Genomic DNA, 22,312 nt, shown 5'->3' on the forward strand with positions numbered 1-22,312 from the left:
CTTAGCGCCCAGAAGTGCAGCATCCCGGCCGATGTGATGGCGACCCGATGAGAGGAGTCTGAGTACTGTCGCACTTCGGCGACACCGAAAGGACTCCCATGTTTGTTGCCTGGCGCGATCTGCGCTTCGCCCGCGGACGGTTTGTGCTCATTGGCACCGTCGTCGCGCTCATCACTTTGCTCGTCGGATTTCTGAGCGGACTCACCGGCGGGCTCGCTGCCCAAAACATTTCGGGGGTCTTGTCGCTTCCCGCTGAGCAGCTCGTGTTCGCCACCCCGAGCAGCAAAGGCGCAGACGAGGCGAGCTTCTCTGATTCGAACATCACCGAGAAACAGGCAAAGATGTGGGCTGCGGCTGACGGTGTTGAGTCGGCCAACCCGATCGGCGTCTCGCAGACGAAGGCTGAGTCACCCGAATCCAGTACTGCCATCGCCATCTTCGGTGTTGCCGTTGACTTCGACGAGACCGCACCAAGCGGCGACGGCAAAGTTGGCCTGTCTGAGGATGCCGCCGTCGGCCTCGACGTCACCACCGGCGACACCATCACGATTGCCGGCACCGACTACACGGTCGAGAAGGTCAGCGGCAACTGGTGGTACAACCACACCCCCGTGGTGCAGATGACCCTCGAAGACTGGCAAGGCTATTCGGCCACGACCGGCAACCCTGACGCCTACGCCACGGCGATCGCCGTCAAGGGCGATGCCGACTGGGATGCCATCAATACTGAAGCAGACACCCTCAGCAACTCGGTGTTACTTTCGCTCACTGCGGTCAGCTCATTCCGCTCCGAAATCGGTTCCCTGCTGCTGATGGTTGCGATGCTGTTCGGCATCTCAGCGCTTGTGATCGGTGCTTTCTTTACCGTGTGGACGATGCAGCGCAAGGCTGACATCGCCGTGCTCAAGGCGCTCGGAGCATCCACCCCATCGCTCGTTCGGGACGCTCTCGGTCAAGCTCTCATCGTGCTGCTGATCGGTGTCGGCATCGGCATCGGCATCACCGCCATCCTCGGGGTTCTGATGGGCAGCGCACTGCCGTTCATCCTGAGCCCATTCACCACCCTGTTGCCGGGAGTCATCATGATTGCGCTTGGTCTTGCCGGCGCTGCTTTCGCGCTTCGTTCCGTCACCACCGCCGACCCCCTCACCGCCCTTGGGAGCACCCGATGATTCAGCTCAACAACGTCACGCTCACTTTCCCCGATGGCGAAGGCCGCGTCACCGCCGTCAACCACGTCACGCTCAGCGCGCGCCCCGGCACCGTCACCGGCATCACCGGGCCAAGCGGTTCCGGCAAGTCGAGCCTGCTTGCGGTCGCGGCCACCCTTATCCGCCCCGACTCCGGTCAGGTCATGATCGATGACGTGGATGCCGCCCAACTGTCTCCCACGGAGGCGACCGAGCTGCGTCGCGACGCCATCGGTATCGTCTTTCAGCAGGCCAACCTGCTGCCGTCGCTGACCGCGCTCGAACAGCTCGCCGTCATGAACGAGTTGGGGGCGCCGCACAGCCGGAGCCGTCGTGCCGCTGTGCGCACGCACGCCACCGAGCTGCTCGCGTCTGTTGGGCTTGGTGACCAGATGCACAAGCGCCCCCACCAGTTGTCCGGTGGCCAGCGTCAGCGCATCAACATCGCACGCGCACTCATGAACGACCCGAAGGTGCTGCTCGTCGACGAACCAACGAGCGCGCTCGACCAAGAGCGGGGTGCAAGCATCATCGACCTCATCCTGAGCCTCACCGATGAACGCAACACGTCAACGCTGCTCGTCACCCACGACCTCGTTCACTTGCCGCGAATGCACGCCGTCGTGAACATGGTCGATGGCGCGCTCGACACTGTGCGTGCTGAGGCTCTGGTGCCCGTCAGCTAGTGCCCGACCTCGTCAGAGTCGACGCCTGACCCGGGGACATCAATAGCCGCAATCGCTTCGAGGTCGCGCGAGTCGAGCTCGAAGTCGAAGATCGCGATGTTGTCGGCCAGCCTTTCGGGGTTGGCCGACTTCGGGATTGCGACGATGCCGTTCTGAAGGTGCCAGCGCAGTGCGACCTGCGCCGCTGAGCGCTCGTGCTTCTCGGCGATTTCTTGCAATACCGGCTGGTCGAGCACGCTCTTGATGGGGCTCCACGCTTCCGTGACGATTCCGCGAGAGTCGTGATAAGCGCGCTCCGCTAGGCGAGCGTTGGTCGGCGAGAGGTCAACCTGATTGACGGCAGGAACAGTGGTGCCCGCATCCGCCAGCACATCAAGGTGCGCTGGTTTAAAGTTCGAGACACCGATTGAGCGAACAAAGCCGTCTGCTTTCAGCTTCTCGAGGGTGCGCCACGTGGAGAGAAACTCGTCGCGCTCGGGCAGCGGCCAGTGAATAAGGAGAAGGTCGACAAAGTCGAGGTCGAGGCGTTCGAGGCTGCCGCGCAGGCCATCGATCGCCAGGTCGGCGCCCTGAAAATCGCCATCAAGCTTCGTGGTGATAAACAGTTCGTCGCGGTCAATACCACTGCGACGGATGCCCTCGCCCACACCAACTTCGTTGCCGTAGCGCACGGCTGTATCGATGTGACGGTAGCCAAGTTCAATCGCCATCGGAACAACAATGGCAACCTCGGCATCGCTGAGTGGCCATGTGCCAAAACCGAGCTGGGGAATGCTATGGCCGTCGTTCAGCGGTATCGAAGGAATCATCTTCTTAGGCTAAACGACGGCCATGACAGTGCGCGAGGACTCGCTGAAAGCGAATCCCCGCGCACCCTGTGAGTTCTCTAGACCTCGAGCGCGGCCATGGCCGGGTCGGGGTTTCCGAAGCGGTGTGCCGTAATCGACAGCGACTGCTCCTGCACGAAGATCAACAGTTCAACGCGACCGGATGTCGTGACGTCTCCCGACCACACAGCGACGTCAGGGTTTCCCTGAACGGCTTCGGCAAGATCAACAGCTGAGCCGCCGATGAGGCGCACCCGGTTGGTGTTGAGCTCACCCTTCGTTGCGCGTTCGTTCCAGCGAGCATCCGATTCAACAAGAACTTCGGCAACCGAGACGGCAGCATTTCCTGACTCGAAAGACTCAGCGAGCAGCGACGGCAACGGCAACGCAGAACTGATGTGAATGGTCGAGCCAACACGAGCAGCACCGGCAATCATCCGCACGAGGTGGCCCATCGGCTCACCTTCTGACAGGCGAACGGTGACGGGCACCGGACGGTAGCGGAACACGTTGCGCTCCACGCCAAGGTCTGAGACGTCGCGGCTGATACCGAACTCAGTCTCCCACGCACGCTGGTCGCTTTCGGCCGCACGACGCACGCGGTCGAACTCGTCGAATTCCATGCCCGACTGCGCCTTCTTGATAACCGATGACACCTGGTCGCTGAGGCCACGAACCTGAATGTCGCGAGCGGCGGGCTGCTCAACGGCATTCCACTGTCCGAGGGTCATCAGGTAGTTGGGTCCGCCAGCCTTGGCGTGGCAACCAACAGCTGAACGCTTCCAGCCACCGAACGGCTGGCGGCGAACAATGGCTCCCGTGATTCCGCGGTTGACGTAAGCGTTTCCGGCCTGAACTTCATCGAGCCAGCGAGCGACCTCTGTTGGATCGAGGGAGTGGATGCCTGCCGTCAGTCCGTAGTCCACGGCATTTTGCATGGCGATCGCCTCGGTGAGGTTCTTGGCGCGCATGATGCCGAGAACGGGGCCGAAGTATTCGGTCATGTGGAATTCGCTGCCAGGCACGACACCGGTGCGAACGCCGGGGGTCCACTGCTTGCCTTCGTCGTCAAGCTGACGCGGCTTCACGAGCCAGCTCTCGCCGGGAGCGAGAGTGGTGAGGGCGTTAAGCAACTTGCCCTGAGCGGCTTCAACGATCGGGCCCATCATGGTGAGAGGGTCCTGCGGAAGGCCGACGCGCAAAGTGCGCACCGAGTCGACAAGCTGACGCTCGAAACGTTCGCTCTTACCAACGGAACCGACCAAGATCACGAGAGAGGCCGCCGAGCACTTTTGCCCAGCGTGTCCGAAGGCGCTCTTGGTGACGTCGGCGACGGCGAGGTCGAGGTCTGCGCTCGGCGTGACGATGATCGCGTTCTTGCCACTGGTCTCCGCCAGAATCGGCAGGTCATTGCGCCAGGAACGGAACATCGCCGCAGTTTCCCACGCCCCCGTCAGGATGACGCGGTCAACAGCGGGGTCGGCAATCATGACGCGACCGAGCTCGCGATCCTTCAGATCAACGAAGGCGAGCACTTCACGCGGCACGCCAGCTTCCCAGAGCGCTTCGATCATTACGGCGGCGCTGCGCTGCGAAAGCTTCGCTGGCTTGATGATGACGCCACTGCCCGAGGCGAGTGCCGAAAGCACGCTGCCGGCGGGGATGGCAACCGGGAAGTTCCACGGCGGAGTAACGATGATGAGTTTTGACGGCACGAACGTGGCATCGTCGATCGCTTCAAGGTCGAGAGAGCGCTCAGCGTAGTAGTGCGCGAAGTCAATCGCTTCGCTGACCTCTACGTCACCTTCGGCGATCGTCTTACCGGCTTCGGTAGCCATTACCTCGATGAGGCGGGCACGCGAGGCTTCGATCGCGTCGCCGGCGCGGTGCAAGATCGCGGCGCGTTCTGCGGCGGGCATTCCGCCCCAGTTCGCTCCGGCAGTGGTGACGGAATCGAGGATGCTCTTCATCTGCTCTGGCGTAGTGACAGCGCCAGCCTTGACAGTGTCAACGCCGAGCTGGGAGTCGCCGCTGCGTGCCAGGATCGCACGACCCCAGGTGCGGTTTTCGCCAATGGCCTGGTCAGTATCTGCGACGTTGTTGAACGGGCGGTCGCCGATGAGCGCGGCGGGCTGGTTGCGGTCCTGCACCCGGTTGGATACCTGTGCTGGTGTATCAAGGTTCGCGAGCGACGCCAAGAAGCGGTCCTGCTCGCGCACGAAAATGTGCTCGTTGCTGGAGAGCTCGAAGAGGCCCGACATGAAGTTCTCGGTGCTGGCGTTCTCTTCGAGGCGGCGCACGAGGTAGCTGATGGCGGAGTCGAACTCGCTCGGCTGAACGACGGGCGTGTACAGCAGCAGGCTGCCGACATCCTTCCGGACTGCTTCGGCCTGGCCGGTAGCCATTCCGAGAAGCATTTCGAATTCGATGCCCTCAGTGACGCCACGCTCTTGAGCGAGGTGCCACGCGAATGCGATGTCGAACAGGTTGTGGCCGGCAACACCAATGCGAACAGCGTCGATGTGCTCGGGGGTGAATGCCCAGTCGAGAACGCGCTTGTAGTGAGTGTCGCTGTCTTGCTTGGTGCCCCACGTAGCCATCGGCCAGTGGTGAGTTACCGCGTCGACGTGCTCCATCGCGAGGTTGGCACCCTTAACAACGCGAACCTTGATGTTGGCACCGCCGCGAGCGCGACGAGCCGTTGACCAGGTGGTGAGTTCCTTGATCGCGTCCAGCGCGTCTGGCAGGTAAGCCTGAAGCACGATACCGGCCTCGAGTTCGAGCAGCTCTGGCTGGTCGAGAAGCTTCTCGAAAACCGCGATGGTGAGGTCGAGGTCTTTGAACTCCTCCATGTCGAGGTTGATGAACTTCTTCTCCGGTGCCCGCAGGGCAAGCAGGTAGAGAGGGGTGAGGCGGTCAACTACACGGTCAACGGTCTCGTCGAAAGCCCACATGGAAAGCTGAGACACAACCGACGACACCTTGATGGAAACGTAGTCAACGTCATCCCGCATCAAGAGCGCGCGGGTACCGGCGAGGCGGTTGTCTGCTTCGTCGTCACCGAGCACGGCTTCACCGAGCAGGTTGAGGTTCAGGTTGACGCCTTCACGACGCAAGTGCACGAGGGCCTTGTCGAGCTTGGCCGGTGTTGCATCGATGATGAGGTGGCCGACCATGCCGCGGAGTACCCGACGCGCGATCGGAACGATGATCCACGGCAGCAGCGGCGCGAAGCCTCCACCAACAAGAATCGCGAAGCGGAGGTACCACGGCAGGAAGGCCGGGATGATGTGGGTGAGTCGCTCGAGGTTGCGGCCGGCGACGCGGAGGTCTTCGGGGCGAACCACGGTGTCAATGAAGCCAAGAGTGAACTCGAGGCCATTGGGATCTTTCAGTACACCGGCAAGGCGCGTGGCGCTCGCATCGGTGGGAAACTCTTCACTTTCAGCCAGCCAACGACGAACGGTGGCTACCGTTTGGTCGGCAATCTGCTGGTGTGAAGCATCAAGGTTGTCGGTATGAGTTGACATGCTCACGAGAATAGGCCTCCGAACGGGGTATGGGCTGGAACTCTCAGTGTGGGCCCCACAGTGCCTTTAGCAAAAGCGACGGAATTCGCATGGTTTCAGTTAGAATAAGTTAACGATTGGCGGAGAAATGCTCGATGTTCGACGACTGCGACTTTTGCGTGAACTTAAGCTCCGCGGAACGATCGCTGCGGTAGCCAGCGCACTGAGTTACACCCCCTCTGCGGTGTCCCAACAATTGGCTCTATTAGAGGAAGAAGCGCGGGTTCCCCTGCTCGTTAAAGCGGGCCGCCGCGTGCAACTAACGCCCGAAGCAGAGCTCCTCGTCGAGCACACCGTCGCGCTTCTCGAACGTCTTGAACTCATGGAAGCGGAGATCCACTCGTCCCTTACCGAAGTGCGAGGAACCGTACGCCTAGCCGTGTTCCAATCGGCCGCCCTCGGCATCATTCCTCAAGCACTCAGCGTCATCGCCCGCGAGCACCCCCAACTCCGCATCGAAATGACTCAGCGCGAACCCGAAAGTGCGCTCTTTGAAACTTGGACTCGCGAGTTCGACCTCGTTATCGCCGAACAATATCCCGGCCATGCCGCGCCCCGGCACCCCGACCTCGACATGATCCCGCTCTATGCCGACGAGCTTTCCCTGGCTGTGCCGCACGACAGCGGAATCGCCAGCCTTGCCGACACCACCCACAGCGCCTGGGTAATGGAACCCCGCGGCACCGCATCCCGTCACTGGGCAGAACAGCAGTGCCGCCGAGCAGGAATCGAACCCGACGTACGCTTCGAAACCGCCGACCTTCAGGCCCACATCCGGCTCGTTGAATCTGGTCACGCCACCGCGATTCTTCCTGGTCTCGTCTGGGGCAGCCGCACCCCAACGGTCGCCCTGCGTCCTATGCCTGGCCTCCCCCGCCGCACCGTCTTCACCTCGGTGCGCGACTCGAGCGTCCTCCGGCCATCGATCATCGCGTGCCGCGAAGTGCTCGAGCAGGTCGTTCGGGCGCTAGCGCCCGAATAGAACGACGCGGAGGCGAGATGGACCGAAACGATTCGAACCAGATCTGACCTGGCTACGCCGAATCGCGGATGACGAGCTCAGTGCTCAACGTCGTCACCGTGTCGACTGGGCGGTTTTCGATCAGGCCCACAATCATTTCGGCCATGCGTCGGCCCATCTCGAGCGACGGTTGCCGCACTGTCGTGAGCGGCGGAGTGGCGGTGCTGCCGTAGTTGTCATCGTCGAAGCCGACAACGGCGATGTCGCCCGGAACGCTGAGCCCCGCTTCGCGGATCGCCGAATAGGCGCCGATGGCCATTTGGTCGTTGGCCGCGAAAATGCCGTCGATGGGTTCGCCTCGGGCGAGCAGTCGGCGCATTGCTTCCGCTCCCGACGGCGGCGAGAAGTCGCCAACCTCAACGAGGTTGCTCGCGAGACCGTGCTTCTTAAGCGTCGCGTGGAAAGCGTCCAAACGGTCAACGCCCGGGGGCATGTCTTGCGGGCCGGCGATAGTCGCAAGGTTGCGGCGACCGGATACCAGCAAATGTTCAACGGCCGAGCAGGCGCCGGTGAAGTTGTCGACATCCACAAAGTAGTTATTGCCGTCTACCTGGTTCAGGGGGCGCCCACCGAAGACAACAGGCAGGGTGCGACTCAGCTCAGAGTAGGAGTGGTCGCCAGTGTGGTGCGAGACCACGAGGGCGCCGTCAACGTTGCCGCCAAGCAGGTAGCGACGAGTCTTGTGCGAAGCCTTCTCCGATTCGATGATCATTGTGAGCGTGTATTCGGTGTCGGCCAGATACAGCGCGACACCCTGAACTACGGCAGCGAAGAAGGGGTCATCGAAGACTTTGGCCGCCGACTCCGGAACGACCAAGGCGATGGCCTGAGTCTTGCGGCTGACCAGTGAGCGAGCAGCGCGATTGGGAACATAGTTCAGTTCATCGATTGCGGCCTGCACCGTCGCCGCAACATCCGCTTTCACCTTGGGTGACCCGTTGACAACCCGAGAAACTGTGGCGCGCGAAACGCCTGCCTGTGCCGCCACCATTTCCAGTGTCGGCATGGCACCACTGCGCAATTTCTCCGCCACGAGTTCGCTCTCCATCAGTAGATTGTGACTTAGCCTAACCTTCTCAGGCAGCAATCTTGGCTGACGCGATCAGTGCGGCGTACTCCGTTGCGCTTCGCTTGGGGAGGCGTTCTTGCGTTTGATAATCGACGTACACGATGCCGAATCGTTTGTTGTAACCCCAAGCCCATTCAAAGTTGTCGAGTAGCGACCAGACGAAGTAGCCGCGCACATCGGCACCGTCGGCGATCGCATCCGCGACGGCTTGGATGTGCTGCTCGATGTACTGGGTACGTTCCGCATCATCAATGGTGTCGCCAGCACGGTTGTCGTCATACGAGGCGCCATTTTCGGTGACGTACAGCGGCGGCAGTGTCGGATACTCCTGGCCTAGGCGAACGAGCAAGTGGTGCAACCCGCTGGGGTTGACCTCCCAGTCCATGGCGGTACGCGTGAGATCGCGCGGCGGTGTCGTCACGAACTCGCTGCCCACAAATGGCGAACGACCGGGCTTAGTGGTGGGTCGAAGCCCGGGCGTCGCATCTGCGGGAGCAGGGTGTCCGCTCACGTTGTCGTCGTGATAGTGGTTGACGCCCAAGAAGTCGATGGGGGCGGAGATGATCTCCAAGTCGCCAGCCTGCACGTACTGCTCGAAGTCGTATTCGCGCACATCCTCGATCACATCAGCGGGGTACGCGCCAAGAATGAGCGGCTCGAGAAACATGCGGTTCCAGATGCCATCAATGCGGCGGGCAGCATCCTGATCAACAGGATCACTCGGGTCATTGGGCACAGCATTCGTGAGGTTCAGCGTGATGCCAAGCTCAATTTCGCGACCCTTCGCCGCGGCCAGATCGCGCAGTCGAGCCGCAGCCAACCCATGAGCGAGATGTTGGTGGTGCAGGGCGGCCAAACCGAGGTTGGGGTCAGTGAGCCCGGGCGCGTGCTCGCCGGCAACGTAGCCGATCAGTGAGGAGCAGAGCGGTTCGTTGAACGTTGTCCAGTGACTGACCCGATCGCCGAGAGCGTTGTACACAGCTTCCGCGTAGTCAGCGAAACGGTACGCGGTCTCCCGATTAGCCCAGCCACCCTTCTCCTGAAGTGCCTGCGGCAGGTCCCAGTGATACAGCGTGAGCCAGGGCAGGATGCCGGCCTCCAGCAGCGAATCGACGAGACGACTGTAGAAGTCGAGCCCTTCCGCGTTCGGGGTGCGGTCACCAGGAACAACGCGAGCCCAGCTGGTGGAAAAGCGGTAGGAGTCGAGGCCAAGCTCCTTCATGAGCTGAACGTCGGCATCCATGCGGTAGTAGTGGTCGACGGCAACCTCAGGGGTGTCGCCATTCGCGACGGCAAAGGGCTGGCGGGCATAGGCATCCCAAATGGAATCTTCTTTGCCGCCCTCGTGGGCTGCTCCCTCAATTTGGGCGGCCGCGGTTGCGGACCCCCACAGGAAGCCTTCTGGCCAGGGGGTGGTTGGTGAAATATTCATTAGCCTTTTACTGCTCCAGACATGATGCCCGAGACGAGTTGCCGCCCCGCGAGAATAAAGATGATCAGAAGCGGCAGTGTCGCAAGCACCGCTCCGGAAAGCACAACAGAGTAGTCAACGTATTTTGCGCTCTGAAGCTGACTAAGAGCTACTTGCAGGGTCGGGTTCTGAGGCGCGACCAGGAGCGGCCAGAGGTAGTCGGTCCACGCGGTCATGAAGGTGAAGAGGCCTAGGATCGCCATTGCGGGGCGCGCGGCGGGAAGCCCAACGCTCCAGAACGTGCGGAACATGTTTGCCCCGTCTACTCGCGCAGCCTCAATGAGCTCATCGGGGATGACATCCACCAAATATTGCCTCATGAAGAACACGCCAAACGCGGTGACGAGCGTCGGCACGATTACGGCACCGAGTGTGCCCGTCCAGCCGAGCTCTTTCATGAGCATGAACTGCGGGATGATGCCGAGTTGGGTTGGCACGGCGAGAGTCGCGATCACAAAGATCATGAGCCCTTCGCGGCCCTTGAAACGAAGCTTGGCGAAGGCATAGCCGGCCAGAGTTGAGAAGAAAATCACCGAGGTCGTGATGATCGTGGAGACGATGATGCTGTTCAGTAGCGACTGCCAGAACGGAACCGTTGTCAGTACTTCGCTGACGTTGATCCAGAATCGACCGCCCGGCAACAGTGGCGGCCATGTTTCGGTAATGGCGGTGTTGTCGCTCGAGCCAACAACATAGGACCACCACAGCGGGTATGACCCACCGAGGAAGAGCGCGAGCAGAATTCCGTAGAGAAGAAATCCGGGGCGCTTCTCAAGACCCTGGTTGCCTGCGCGACGCTTCGCCTTCTTGTCTGCAGTCTTGCGTGCGGCGGCGATGGCCAACGCAGACGGCCTGGAGTGAGGGGTGCGCGGGGGGCTCGTGGTGCTCATGAGCGCTTCTCCTTGTCTACTGTTACCGCCGTCGAGCCAGTGGTGGGGTTGGTGCCGGCAGGATTGGTTCCAACGGGGCTGGCCGCGGTGGTGGCCCGGTAGCGTGCAAGCTTCTTAGCTCGGCGCTTGGAGATGACTTTGACTTCGGTGGAGGCGATTTTGCGCGAGATCATGAAGTTGAGCAGCCCGATGCCGACGATGATCAGGAACAGCAGCCACGCGATGGCGGATGCCTTGCCAAAGTCACCACGGTTGAAGGCCATATCCCACAGATAGAGCACGGTGGTTTGATACTCGCGATGGGCACCACCCAGGTTGGCGCTGGTGGGGTTGAACAGCTTCGGCTCGGTGAAGATTTGAAGTCCGCCGATGGTGGCGGTGATGATCACGAAGATCATGGTGGGCCGGATGCTCGGCAGCGTCATTGAGAAGAAGCGGCGCACCGGGCCTGCACCATCGAGAGCGGCCGATTCGTAGATGTCGCGGGGAACAGCCTGCATGGCGGCGAGCAAGATCAGGGCGTTATAGCCGGTCCAGCGCCAATTGACCATGGTGGCGATCGCGAAGTGGCTGGGGAATACTTCACTCTTCCAGAACACCGGGTCGATATTGAACGAGGTCAGGATGTTGTTGATGAGGCCGTACTTTTCGCCAAATGCGCTCGAGAAGATGATCGCGACCGCAACCGGGGTAACGATGTACGGAATCAGGATGCTCATACGCCAGAACGTTTTAGCGCGGATGTTTTGGTCGAGCAGGGCCGCGATGAAGACGGCGGCAACAAGCTGCGGGATGGCGCTGAGGAGGAAGATGCTCATCGTGTTGAAGAGCGAATTCCAGAAGTAGGGGTCGTTGAGCTCGGCAACGTAGTTCTCGAGGCCGATCCATTCACCGGGCCCGCTCAAAATGTCCCAGTCGTTGAGGGAGACCACGAACGTGTAGATGAGGGGGAAGAGCCCGATGAGTGCGAAGAGCACAAAGAAGGGGGCGATATAGAGGTAGGGGGAGGCTTTCACATCGAGACGACTCAGACGTTGCCGTCGAGTGAGCCGAGTCTGCACGCGCTCGGTCCGCTGCTGAGCCTGGCCTGTGTCAGGCCGGGGAGGACTCGTCGTCGTCGTCATGGGAGTATCTCTTTCACGAAGTGAGGCCCCCGGCTTGGGGTGCACCGGGGGCCTCAATTACTGCTGTGGACTAGTTGAGGTCGAGGTTCTTCAGAACCTCAAGCGCGTTGTTCCACGCTGTGTCACCGTCAACACCCGAGTCGAGTTCCTTGGTAGCGGGGCCGAAGACCTGCTCCTGAACAACCGAGTCGTTCGGGCCCTTGAACTGCGAGGTAACGCCTTCTGCGCGCGATCCGAGGATCGTGCCGATGGGAGCATCGTTGAAGAAGGTGCTGAGCTCGCTGCCGCCGGTTACACCGTCGTCAGTCTGTGCCGCTACAACGCTGGGGAAGGTTCCTGCAGCCTGGAAGGCGGCAACTTCTGATTCAGCGGAGGTGAGGTACGCGGCAAGCTTTGCTGCCTCGGCGGGGTGCTCCGACTGGGTCGGAACGGTCAGGAACGCGCCGCCCCAGTTAGCTGCTCCACCGGGGAAGACGTCGGCGAAGTCCCAGCCGCTGGTGTTGTCTCCACCTGCTGCTTCAACCTGGCCCTTGACGACACCGAGCATCCAGCCTGGGCACATGAACGTGGCGAAAGAACCGTCAGTGAAGGCCTTTCCCCCGCCCCAGTCCCACGCGCTCTGCTGGCTGGAGAGCCCAGCGGATGCGCCATCAGCGAGCTTGTCCCACTGCGACTTCAGGTCGGCATTGCCTTCAATGTCGAGCTCGCCATCAGCGGTGTAGTAGCCCTCATCTAGCTGGTTGACCATGGCGTTCCAGACGAATCCGGAGTGGTCGTAGAAGGCCTTGCCTGTTGCTTCGTTGTAGTCCTTGCCGACCTGGAAGAATTCATCCCAGGTTGCGTCGTCGCCACCGAAGAGCTCGGCTACGGCGTCGCGGTCAGCAGGCATGCCTGCTGCTTCGAGCAGTGCGCCGTTGTAGCAGAGGCCCTCGGGGCCAATGTCTGTTCCGTAGCCAATGATGCGGCCGTCGGCGTCGGTGCCCTGAGCGAGCTTCCAGTCGACCCAGCGGTCCTTGATGTCATCTGCGCCGTATTCGCTGAGGTCGACGAACGTGTCGGAGACCTGCATGACCTGCCCGAGCCATCCTTCTTCAACAGCCTGAACGTCGGCGAGTCCAGCGCCGGCAGCCTGCTTAGTCTTCCAGTCGGTCAAGGCATTTCCACCGGTGTCGATGTTGGTGGCCTTGATCGTGATGTTGGGGTTCTCGGCTTCGTACGCTGCGTACAGTCCGTCGAGACCCATCGTGCCGAAGGTGGTCACGGTGAGGGTGATGGGCCCGTCAGCTTCTCCGCTGTCAGTTGCTGCACAACCGGTGGCGAGAAGGGCGAGGGATGCTGCGCCGGCGACGGCTGCAACCATCTTGGTGCGTCGTTGAGTTTTCACGGTCACTTCCTTGTGAATGAGGGATATTGGTGCCGAAAGAGTTCCCCCATCAGGAATGAGAGCGCTCTCACGATTGCAGGCTGAGTCTATGAGAGCGCTCTCTCGTATGTCAAGAGAGCGCTCTCATTTCTGGCAAAGTCATACAAATCGCTGTAAACGCTTGCGGTCGCTGGGCTTCGCTAAACGTACGAAACCCCCGCACTTTCGCCGTTGTGCGGGCGAGGTGCGGGGGTTGTCGAAAAAGTCTGGAGGTGTTTACTCCCAGGTGCTCGGCGCTTCGGCGCGACTCACAGGCAGCGCAACATGATCAGCCCACTCCTGAACCCATTCGGGCATGACGGGCTGCTCGTCATCCCAACCGATGGTTTCGAGCAATTCGGCAACGCTGACGGTGCCGCCGGAGCGCTTGAGGAAGCGGGCGCGGGTCATCGCTTGAGCGTAGATTTGCCCATCAACAACGAAACGCTGTTCGACGAAAACTGCTTTCTCGTCATACCCAACAACCCGCGTTTCAAGATCAAACTTTTTCCACAGATCGAGCGACTTGCGAAAGCTAATCGTCTCGTTGGCCATCACCGGGTAGTAGCCCTTGGCCGAGAGCTTCTGCCAGCTTCCCGCACGTATCAGCAGGTCCATGCGCCCGAGGTCCATGATCGAGAAGTACACGCCGTTGTTCATGTGGCGGAGCACATCGATATCGGTGGGCAATACGCGCAATGTCATGGTGCCGACATCCCGCACACCAAGCGGCGAGCGACGCGGGCTCAGGATGCGGTGCAAGATAGTGCGGAAGATCAGATTCACTCACCCAGATTAGGTGAATCGTGATCGAGTTCGTGAATCGTTTGTAGGGATGAGCTAGTTCCCGCTGACTCCGAACAGTGCGATCAATGCCGGTTCAACGTTTGTGAAGGAGATGTGCCCTGCCACAACAAGTTCGGCGAGACCGTGGACGGCACCCCACACCGCTGTGACCAAAGCCGCCATGGCGACCGGCGGTCCACCCGGAAGAAGGGCGGCCGTGGTTGTCGCCAATATTTCCTCTACTTGTTCAAGGAGGGGCTTCATCGCCGCGCTCGGCGAGCCGGGAATGCAGACGTTCGGGTCGTAGATGAGCCGAAATCGTTCAGGAAACTCAGCGGCATAACCAACATAGGCAACGCCAATTGCTACGGCGTGGGCACGCGCTTGGCCCTGTGAGTTCTGGCCCTTTTCCCGTTGCTCTTCCGCTGCTCGCAACGCGCTGAGCAGTTCTGCCATGCTTCGCTCGCTAAGGCGTTTGAGCAAGGCGCTTCGATCACCAAAGTGATGATACGGCGCGTTGTGACTGACCCCCGCGACACGAGCGACTTCGCGCAGGCTGAGCGAAGCGTGGCCTTGCGAACGCAGGAGCTCAAGGGCAGCGTTCTCCAGAGTCGGCCCCAGGTTGCCGTGGTGGTAGGCAGGCTCAGATCTTGACACGAGCAACATTCTATCCGTAAGGTCAAAGCGTGGAATCTGGACAGTGTCCAGATAGTTGTCGCTGCCACACCATCCGTTTGCCAACTAACTGGAGCCACATGAACACCGTGATCATCGACGGCCACCCCAACCCCAACTCGCTCTGTGCTGCTATCGCCGTCGAGTACGCCGAAGCACACAGCAATTCGACCGTTGTGGCCTTGCGTGATCTAATATTCGATCCGAGCCTGCACTTCGGCTACACACGTCGCCAACAGCTCGAACCTGATCTCGAACACACCTGGAAGTTGCTGCTTGACGCACAGCACATCGTGGTGGTCACACCGATCTGGTGGGGATCCGTCCCCGCTCTTCTCAAGGGATTCTTTGATCGGCTCCTCTTGCCGAAGCGCGCATACCGAGTGAAATCGAACGGTCTCCCCGAGGGCCTCCTCGCTGGACGAACCGGGCGCGTGATCGTGACCACCGACTCACCCTCGTGGTATCTCCGGTTAGTCGGAGACACCACGGTGCGTCACGTGCGGGCGACCACGCTGCGCTTCTGTGGAATCCGGCCTGTGCGGGCCACCCGCATTGGACCGGTCAAAGGTTCGACACTCGAACAACGCACACGGTGGCTGGCGAAGGTAGGGCGCCTCGCCGAAGCGGATGCAGCACGGCTAGCAAGAAGGCCGGCGGCGCACAACGCACCGCGATCCATCGACGCGGAACGCGTGAACGTGAGCTGACAACCAACCGTGCATCTCGCAGGCGAATCGTGATGGAGCTTGTGAGACGTTTGTCGGGAGGCTTAACCAGCTGACCTACTTGGCCTCGGAAAAACGCACAACGGCCTGCACCGGTGCGTGATCCGACGGCCAACCGCCCGCGTACCGCGTGACGTTGATCCCTGTCTGCATGACGGTCACATCGGGCGTTGCGAGAACCCAGTCAATACGTTTGCGATTGTGCTTCGGCGGGCCGTAATTGGGGAATGTGCCCCACACCTGGGTAAGGCGTTCCTCGGCCGTATTCCAAGTGTCGACCAGCAAGCCGTGACCCGTTAGTTGGTCATAAGGGTTGGTGTCAGCATCCGTATTGAAATCACCGGTCATGATCGTGGGATGAGGCGTTGCCTGCACAATGCTTCTCAGCGCGTCGGCAGAACGCAGGCGCGAGGTGCGGGAACGGTGATCGAGGTGGGTGTTCACGGCCTGAAACCGGATGCCGGTGGTGAGGTCGAGAAAGATCGCCTCCACCACGACGCGAGGGGTTCGATTGCCCCACGAGGCCGAACCCGGGATATTCGGGGTATCGGAGAGCGCGGACTGGTGCCAGTCCACGACCTGCAGCCGTCGGGAGTCGTAGAAGATGGGGCAGCCTTCGCCACCCGTGTTCTTTTCGCGACCGTAGCCGAGCGAACGATAGTGCTCCCCCAGCGCTTGGCGCACAAACCGCGCCTGAGTGAAGAGGGCTTCTTGCACGCCGACCAGTGCCGGCTGTTCGGCAGCGAGCAGTCGTCTCATCAGCGGCTGGCGGTGGCGCCACTGGTCGGGATTGCGTGGCAAAAGTTTCGGCAGGCGACGGCGGATGTTGTAGCTCATCACATGCAGTTCGGGAGCCTCGACAGGCCCGATCAGCGAGCTACCGCGGGGAGGGAACGCCAGCGCTGGCTCGCGCTCTGGAGCCAGCGTCGAAAACCGCTTCGACCGTGGAGTGGGGCTGCCAGTCATGCTTCCAGTTTATGGGGCGGTCTCGTGGTTCGCTGATGGCGCGTGTTTGATCCGCCTGCTCGATCTGCGCGGTAGCGGCACGTGGTCACCGTCGATGTCACCAACCAGCCATATTCTGATTGACACATGTACCTTCTCACCGACTCCGCTCTCGTTACGAGCGCCAGCGATCTGACCCAAGCGTCGAACTGTGAGTTTGGGTTCTTGCGCGTGCTCGACAAGCGATTGGGGTTCTCTACCGATCCGCTGCCCGATGACGATGCGATGTTGATGCGAGCGGCAGAGCTCGGAAACGTTCACGAGGCCCGGCTGCGGGATCGCTATCGCGCTGAGTTCGGTGACGCGATGGTCGAGTTCGATAAGCCTCCCGGCCGCAACGCCGATGTTTTGCGCGACTATGCCGCGCGCACGCGTGACGCTCTGCTCGCCGGCGCACCCGTCGTTTTTCAGGGCGTCTTCTTCGACGAAACCGACCCCGAGTCGCCCTTCATCGGCTACGCAGACTTTCTCGTCAAGCAGCCCGACGGCGGCTACCGCGTGGTCGACACGAAGCTGTCGCGTCACGTGCGTGTCACCGCGCTGCTGCAACTGGCGGCGTACCACGAGCAACTCCAAAAACTCGGCGTTGCCGCTGATGGCACCGTTGAACTCATTCTCGGCAATGACGAATCAGAAACCGCCGAGGTCAGCGATATCGCCCCCGTCTTTCGGCGCCGTCGGGCCCGTATGCACGCGATCATCACCGAACATCGCGCCGAAGGCACGCCGGTCGACTGGCACGATGAGCGCTATGCGCGGGATGGCCGGTGCAAGTTCTGCAAAGAGCCATCGAAGAATGCCGACGACCTCTTTACCGTCGCGGGGTTGCGCGCGGGCCAGCGCACGAAGTTCATGGCGGCGGGCATCCGCACCCTCACGGAACTGGCTGAAACCTCTGAGCGCCCCGAAGATCTCGCCATCCCGAAAGCGAGCTTCGCCAAGCTTCACCTTCAAGCCAAGCTGCAGCACACCGTTGATCCGACAGACGCTCACGCGGTGCCGCCGGTCGTGGTCGTTGACCCGCTGCCGATCGCGAGCCTGCCGGCGCCCAACCCCGGTGATCTGTTCTTCGACTTCGAGGGCGACCCGATGTACTCCGAGCCGGGAATCGGCGGGGTGCCGCGCTGGGGGCTCGACTACCTGTTCGGGTGGGTCGATGCCGAGGGCGAGTTCGATTGCCTCTGGGCTCACTCGCACGCGGAAGAGAAGATCGCGCTGCGGTCGTTCCTCGAGTTCGTCACGAAGCGGCGGCAGCAGCATCCGGGGCTCCATATTTATCACTACGCCAGCTACGAGAAGACTCACCTGCTGAGCATCGCCGCTCGGCACGGCGAGGGTGAGGATGTCGTCGACCAGTTGCTGCGCGATGGCGTGCTCGTTGACCTGTATCCGATCGTGCGGGGCGCGCTGCGCATCGGGACGCCCTCGTATTCGATCAAGAAACTCGAACCGCTATACATGGGTGAGGCCGAGCGTGCCGGGGTTACGAACGCTGCAGACTCCATCGGTGAGTACGTGGAATCGAGTGTGGCGGCCGCGAACGGCAACGTGCAGCGCGCAACCGAGATTCGCGACGCGATCGCCCGTTACAACGAATACGACTGCGTTTCGACGCTCAAGTTGCGCGATTGGCTGCGGGCTCTGCCCGAGGTGCAGGGCGTGACGGTTGAGCCGGTCGATGAAGATTTCGAGGGCAAGACCTTCGAGCCGAGCGCGCTCGATCTCCAGCTGCAGGCGCTGGGCGACGCTGCCGAAGAGTCGGGCGATGACACCGCTGCGAGCGCCTATCGCATGGCCGCAGCCGCCATCGATTATCACCGGCGCGAGGTCAAGAGCTTTTGGTGGGAGCACTACGACCGTCTCGAACAGCCTTCGGATCTGTGGGAAGACACCCGCGGTATCTTCATCGTTGACAGCGGAACGCTCGCTCGCGATTGGCATAAAGAGGGACGGCAGCGCACCGAACGGCGTCACCTTTATCTCCGTGGTCAGTGGGCGCCGGGTAGTGGCGCTCCACGCCCGGGCGGCGATGTTTTTCTCGTCTACGACGCTCCTCTTCCTTATCTGCCGCCGGGCCATCGTGCCGGTGCGCGCCTCGCCCGCGGGGTTCGTTTCGCTGACCCCGCCGAGGATGAGGGTGGCATCTTCATCATCGAATCCCGGCCCGACGAGATCCCTGCCTGGGACGAAATGCCCACTCACCTCACACCGGGCCCGCCACCCCGCGCGGACAGCATCGTTGCCGCGATCGAGGCATGGGGTGAGACCGTCGTGGCCGCTGCACCAGAGTGGCCCGATGACGCGATGTCTGACCTGCTGCTGCGCAAAGCCCCCGCTGACGTGGCTGTCCTTGAACCCATGAAGAGTGCGGATGATGGTGTCCGCGCCGTCATCGCCTCGCTGCTGTCACGCGAGAGCGGCTACCTCGCGGTGCAGGGCCCACCCGGCACCGGCAAGACGTATCTCGCGGCGCACGTTATTCAGCGGCTGGTCGAGAAGCACCACTGGAAGGTCGGCATCACCGCGCAGTCGCACAAGGTGGTCGAGAACGTTCTCGACGCTGTGGTGCTCGATGCGAGCCTCGACCGGGAGCTTGTCGCGAAAGCGGTGCCCGGAGAGTTCGGCGTTGGCTATTACGCCGATGGCCCGTTCAGCGAGTTGCCGGCGAATGGTCACGCGGGCTTTGCGCGCGAGCATGACTCGGAGGGCTACGTCATTGGCGGCACAGCCTGGGACATGACCAATCGCAAGCGGGTGCAGGCCGACCAGCTCGACCTACTCGTCATCGATGAGGCCGGGCAGTTCTCTCTCGCGAACACGATCGGCGTTGCTGCGAGCGCGAAACGCATTCTGCTGCTGGGCGACCCGCAGCAGCTCCCGCAGGTGAGCCAGGGCATCCACCCGGCGCCGGTCGATGGTTCGGCGCTCGGTCACGTGATCGGCGAGCTTGCGGTGCTTCCGGATGACTTCGGCTACTTCCTCAAAGAGAGCCGCCGCATGGATGAGGCCGTTACACACCCCGTCTCGCTGCTCTCCTACGACGGCCTGCTGCGCTCACACGCATCAACCGAGGGGCGGATGCTCGAGGGCTTCGCCCCCGGCCTGCACTCGGTGCCGACCACTCACGTCGACAACTCCACGTTCTCGGCGGAGGAAGCCGACCGGGTTGTCGAGTCGGTGCGTGAGCACCTCGGAGCACTGTGGACTTCCGAAGCCGGCGGTAAGACGAAGCCGCTCGACGAGGACGGCATCATCGTCGTGACGCCCTACAACGCGCAGGTAGAGCTCCTGCGCAGCCATCTCGATGCTGCTGGCTATTCGCGAGTCGTGGTCGGCACCGTCGACAAGTTTCAGGGCCGAGAAGCAGTCATCTCGATCATCAGCCTCGCGGCCTCCAGCGCCGACGATGTGCCCCGCGGTCTCGACTTCCTGCTCTCCCGCAACCGCCTCAACGTCTCGATCTCGCGCGCCCAGTGGGCGGCGTACCTCGTCTACTCGCCCGCGCTGCTCGACTCGCTGCCGCAGTCGGCCGAAGGGGTCGCGACGTTGAGTCGGTTCATCTCGTTGGTAGAGGGTGCTGCGGCCCCTAGAGCGATGACCAACTAAGCGAACGAAAACCGCTCCGCGTATATGCCTACTGACCGCGCGAGCGAACAACGCTGCTAGGTTGGCGACATGGATGAACCTTCCCTCCGAGACGAGATCAGGGCCTTCGTGGCAGAGCGAGATTGGGGCCAATTTCATTCACCGGAAAACCTAGCCAAGAGCATCTCGATCGAAGCGGGCGAGCTGCTGGAATGCTTCCAGTGGAGATCAGAGGCGGATCCAGCGCGAGTTCAGGACGAACTCGCGGATGTCTTGACCTACTGCTTCATGCTTGCTGATCGAATTGGCGTAAACCCTGATCAGATCATTCGAGACAAGCTTGCCATTTCACGAAACAAATACCCAGTCGAGAAGGCACAAGGCACGAGCACTAAATATGACCGACTTTGAGATTGAGCGGGTCGCTTTCAAGAAGAAGGACATCGGGATATGGGCGCAGCTGAGCGCCCGGAATACCAATTGGCCGGTGGTCTATGTTCTGGACGACGCAGAAAAAACAGCGGCAGGTAAACGGCCGCGTCTCAGCGACGTTTATGTGGGCGAGTCGCGCAATGCAGCCGGAAGGATGCTGCAGCACATCGACTCGAGCAGCAAGAGTCACCTTAAAACTGTGCGTGTGGTGATCGACAGCACATTCAATAAGTCAGCCTGTCTGGATCTGGAGTCCTACCTCATTCGCCTGCTTGCCGGGGATGGAACATATCGTGTGCTGAACCGGAACGACGGCATAACCGATTCCGACTATTACGATCGTGAGCGTTATCAGACGTCGTTCCGGGAAGTTTTCGAGGAACTACGGTCCGACGGAGTTTTCACGCGCACAATTCCGGAGATTGAGAACAGCGATCTCTTCAAGCTGTCCCCTTTCAAGTCGCTCAGCCCTGATCAAGCAATCGCCGTTGAAGATATCGTCGAGGGCTTGTTCGAGAACCTCGAGAACAGCAAACTCAGCACGATTGTGATCCAGGGCGACCCCGGCACGGGGAAGACGGTTATCGCGATCTATCTCATGAAGCTTCTCGTCGACATTGCACAATCGGAACCGCACAATGACATCGACCAGGATTCAATGTTCTCCGAGTTTTTCGCATCCGGGTACCCTCAAATTCTCGAAGGATTGCGGCTCGGAATCGTCGTACCGCAACAGTCGCTGCGAAAGTCCATCCAGAACGTCTTCGCGAAGACACCCGGATTAACTCGGAGCATGGTTATGACTCCGTTCGAAGTTGGAGAGTCCGCCGAAGAGTTCGACATTTTGATCGTCGACGAAGCCCACCGCCTGAACCAGCGGGCTAATCAAGCCTCTGGGCCCCAGAACACCAAGTTCAAAGAAATCACTGAAGCTCTCTTTGGAACTGACGACAAAACTAAGACGCAGTTAGATTGGCTGCGCGCCAAGAGCCGCCATCAGATCCTGCTCATCGACGAAGCTCAGAGCGTTCGCCCAGCCGATCTCCCGCTGTCTGTGACACGCGCTTTAGTTCAGGACGCGAAGGCTGCCAGTAATCACTACAGGCTCGCATCGCAAATGCGAGTGCGGGCCGAGTCGGATTACGTTGGCTACGTCCGCCGCCTAGTCGGCGCCGCATCGATCGAAGCGAAAACTGCTCCGCTGATTCCTGAAAAGTTTGTTGGTTACGACTTCCGCTTGTTCGACAGCGTCGAGCAGATGCACGATGAAATTCGCAGGAAGGATGTCGAGTTCGGCTTGTCAAGGCTTACCGCCGGCTACGCGTGGGAGTGGAAGTCCAAGAAGCAGCCCGCCACCTACGACATCGAGATCGACGGATGTCAGCTTCGCTGGAACAGCAAGGCTGTGGATTGGATCGCCTCCCCAAATTCAGTTGACGAAGTCGGCTCAATTCACACCGTTCAGGGCTACGACCTCAACTATGCCGGCGTCATCATCGGGAATGACCTGAGATACGACCCGGAAACTGCCTCCCTTTTTATCGACCGCGACTCCTACTTCGATAAGAAAGGCAAAGAGAACAATCCAACGCTCGACAAGGTCTATACCGATGTCGATCTGCTCCAGCTAATCAGCAATATTTACGCGGTTCTTCTCACCCGTGGAATTCGCGGCACCTACGTTTATGTCTGCGATCCCGCACTCCGCAACTACTTACAGAAGTTCATTCCGAGCAGCAGCGGAGCGACGGAATGAAGGCGGCACCAGCAGGGTTCCGATCTGCCCGATAGACAGAGCGACGGCTTGGCCGACGATTTCGACTAAGCCCAGGTTGGCTCCCAGGCGCGGCAG

Annotated in this window: 17 protein-coding genes; 7 read left to right on the top strand and 10 right to left on the bottom strand. The window is 61.0% G+C overall.

Annotated features, from left to right (window positions below; genetic code table 11):
- The first annotated feature begins 98 nt into the window (after positions 1-98).
- Together FFT87_RS01740 and FFT87_RS01745 are read left to right on the top strand one after the other, a co-directional pair.
- Positions 99-1,172, top strand: coding sequence for an FtsX-like permease family protein (locus FFT87_RS01740; RefSeq protein WP_219949669.1), 1,074 nt, complete (start codon positions 99-101; stop codon positions 1,170-1,172).
- Positions 1,169-1,876 carry an ABC transporter ATP-binding protein gene (locus tag FFT87_RS01745; protein WP_219949670.1) on the top strand — a complete coding sequence of 236 codons (708 nt, stop codon included), beginning with the start codon at positions 1,169-1,171 and terminating at the stop codon, positions 1,874-1,876. Before FFT87_RS01740 ends, FFT87_RS01745 begins: the two co-directional genes overlap by 4 nt.
- Here FFT87_RS01745 and FFT87_RS01750 read toward each other — a convergent pair.
- Entirely contained in the window at positions 1,873-2,685 is an 813-nt protein-coding gene (locus FFT87_RS01750) for an aldo/keto reductase (protein WP_219949671.1), read from the bottom strand. The two genes, FFT87_RS01745 and FFT87_RS01750, sit on opposite strands and share 4 nt — an antisense overlap.
- Positions 2,686-2,762: 77 nt before the next feature.
- Positions 2,763-6,233: a bifunctional proline dehydrogenase/L-glutamate gamma-semialdehyde dehydrogenase gene (locus FFT87_RS01755; RefSeq protein WP_219949672.1), complete on the bottom strand. Its 3,471-nt coding sequence runs from the start codon at positions 6,231-6,233 to the stop codon at positions 2,763-2,765.
- Positions 6,234-6,360: 127 nt separating this feature from the next.
- Between FFT87_RS01755 and FFT87_RS01760 the strand changes: the two genes are divergently transcribed.
- On the top strand, positions 6,361-7,254 hold the full coding sequence (locus FFT87_RS01760) for a LysR substrate-binding domain-containing protein (protein ID WP_219949673.1): 894 nt from the start codon (positions 6,361-6,363) through the stop codon (positions 7,252-7,254).
- Between the two features lie 52 nt (positions 7,255-7,306).
- On the opposite strand, the gene FFT87_RS01765 is transcribed toward FFT87_RS01760, so the two are convergent.
- From FFT87_RS01765 to FFT87_RS01795, 7 genes are all read right to left on the bottom strand, one after another.
- Positions 7,307-8,341: a LacI family DNA-binding transcriptional regulator gene (locus FFT87_RS01765; protein ID WP_219949674.1), complete on the bottom strand. Its 1,035-nt coding sequence runs from the start codon at positions 8,339-8,341 to the stop codon at positions 7,307-7,309.
- A gap of 28 nt (positions 8,342-8,369) precedes the next feature.
- Positions 8,370-9,794, bottom strand: coding sequence for a glycoside hydrolase family 1 protein (locus tag FFT87_RS01770; protein ID WP_219949675.1), 1,425 nt, complete (start codon positions 9,792-9,794; stop codon positions 8,370-8,372).
- Positions 9,794-10,723: a carbohydrate ABC transporter permease gene (locus tag FFT87_RS01775; protein ID WP_219949676.1), complete on the bottom strand. Its 930-nt coding sequence runs from the start codon at positions 10,721-10,723 to the stop codon at positions 9,794-9,796. Before FFT87_RS01775 ends, FFT87_RS01770 begins: the two co-directional genes overlap by 1 nt.
- Complete coding sequence (locus FFT87_RS01780; RefSeq protein ID WP_219949677.1) at positions 10,720-11,847, bottom strand: carbohydrate ABC transporter permease; 1,128 nt, start codon at positions 11,845-11,847, stop codon at positions 10,720-10,722. The genes FFT87_RS01775 and FFT87_RS01780 overlap by 4 nt, the downstream gene beginning before the upstream one ends.
- 70 nt (positions 11,848-11,917) lie before the next feature.
- Positions 11,918-13,231: an ABC transporter substrate-binding protein gene (locus tag FFT87_RS01785; RefSeq protein ID WP_255560007.1), complete on the bottom strand. Its 1,314-nt coding sequence runs from the start codon at positions 13,229-13,231 to the stop codon at positions 11,918-11,920.
- A 255-nt stretch (positions 13,232-13,486) separates the two neighbouring features.
- Complete coding sequence (locus FFT87_RS01790) at positions 13,487-14,035, bottom strand: thioesterase family protein (protein ID WP_219949678.1); 549 nt, start codon at positions 14,033-14,035, stop codon at positions 13,487-13,489.
- Positions 14,036-14,089: 54 nt separating this feature from the next.
- A complete protein-coding gene (locus FFT87_RS01795; protein ID WP_219949679.1) occupies positions 14,090-14,692 on the bottom strand; it encodes a TetR/AcrR family transcriptional regulator in 603 nt (200 codons plus the stop codon).
- Positions 14,693-14,790: 98 nt separating this feature from the next.
- On the opposite strand from FFT87_RS01795, the gene FFT87_RS01800 reads away from it, so the two are divergent.
- Positions 14,791-15,420: an NAD(P)H-dependent oxidoreductase gene (locus FFT87_RS01800; protein ID WP_219949680.1), complete on the top strand. Its 630-nt coding sequence runs from the start codon at positions 14,791-14,793 to the stop codon at positions 15,418-15,420.
- A 75-nt stretch (positions 15,421-15,495) separates the two neighbouring features.
- On the opposite strand, the gene FFT87_RS01805 is transcribed toward FFT87_RS01800, so the two are convergent.
- On the bottom strand, positions 15,496-16,404 hold the full coding sequence (locus FFT87_RS01805) for an endonuclease/exonuclease/phosphatase family protein (RefSeq protein WP_219949681.1): 909 nt from the start codon (positions 16,402-16,404) through the stop codon (positions 15,496-15,498).
- Between the two features lie 126 nt (positions 16,405-16,530).
- On the opposite strand from FFT87_RS01805, the gene FFT87_RS01810 reads away from it, so the two are divergent.
- The 3 genes from FFT87_RS01810 to FFT87_RS01820 all read left to right on the top strand — a co-directional run bounded on the left by FFT87_RS01810 (position 16,531) and on the right by FFT87_RS01820 (position 22,216).
- Positions 16,531-20,049: a bifunctional RecB family nuclease/DEAD/DEAH box helicase gene (locus FFT87_RS01810; protein ID WP_219949682.1), complete on the top strand. Its 3,519-nt coding sequence runs from the start codon at positions 16,531-16,533 to the stop codon at positions 20,047-20,049.
- 69 nt (positions 20,050-20,118) lie between these two features.
- Positions 20,119-20,439, top strand: a complete 321-nt coding sequence (locus FFT87_RS01815; RefSeq protein WP_219949683.1) for a nucleotide pyrophosphohydrolase — start codon at positions 20,119-20,121, stop codon at positions 20,437-20,439.
- Positions 20,426-22,216, top strand: coding sequence for a DUF2075 domain-containing protein (locus tag FFT87_RS01820; RefSeq protein WP_219949684.1), 1,791 nt, complete (start codon positions 20,426-20,428; stop codon positions 22,214-22,216). Before FFT87_RS01815 ends, FFT87_RS01820 begins: the two co-directional genes overlap by 14 nt.
- The last annotated feature ends 96 nt before the right edge of the window (positions 22,217-22,312 follow it).

Origin of the sequence: Salinibacterium sp. M195 (assembly GCF_019443965.1) — a bacterium.
Lineage (GTDB): Bacteria > Actinomycetota > Actinomycetes > Actinomycetales > Microbacteriaceae > Rhodoglobus.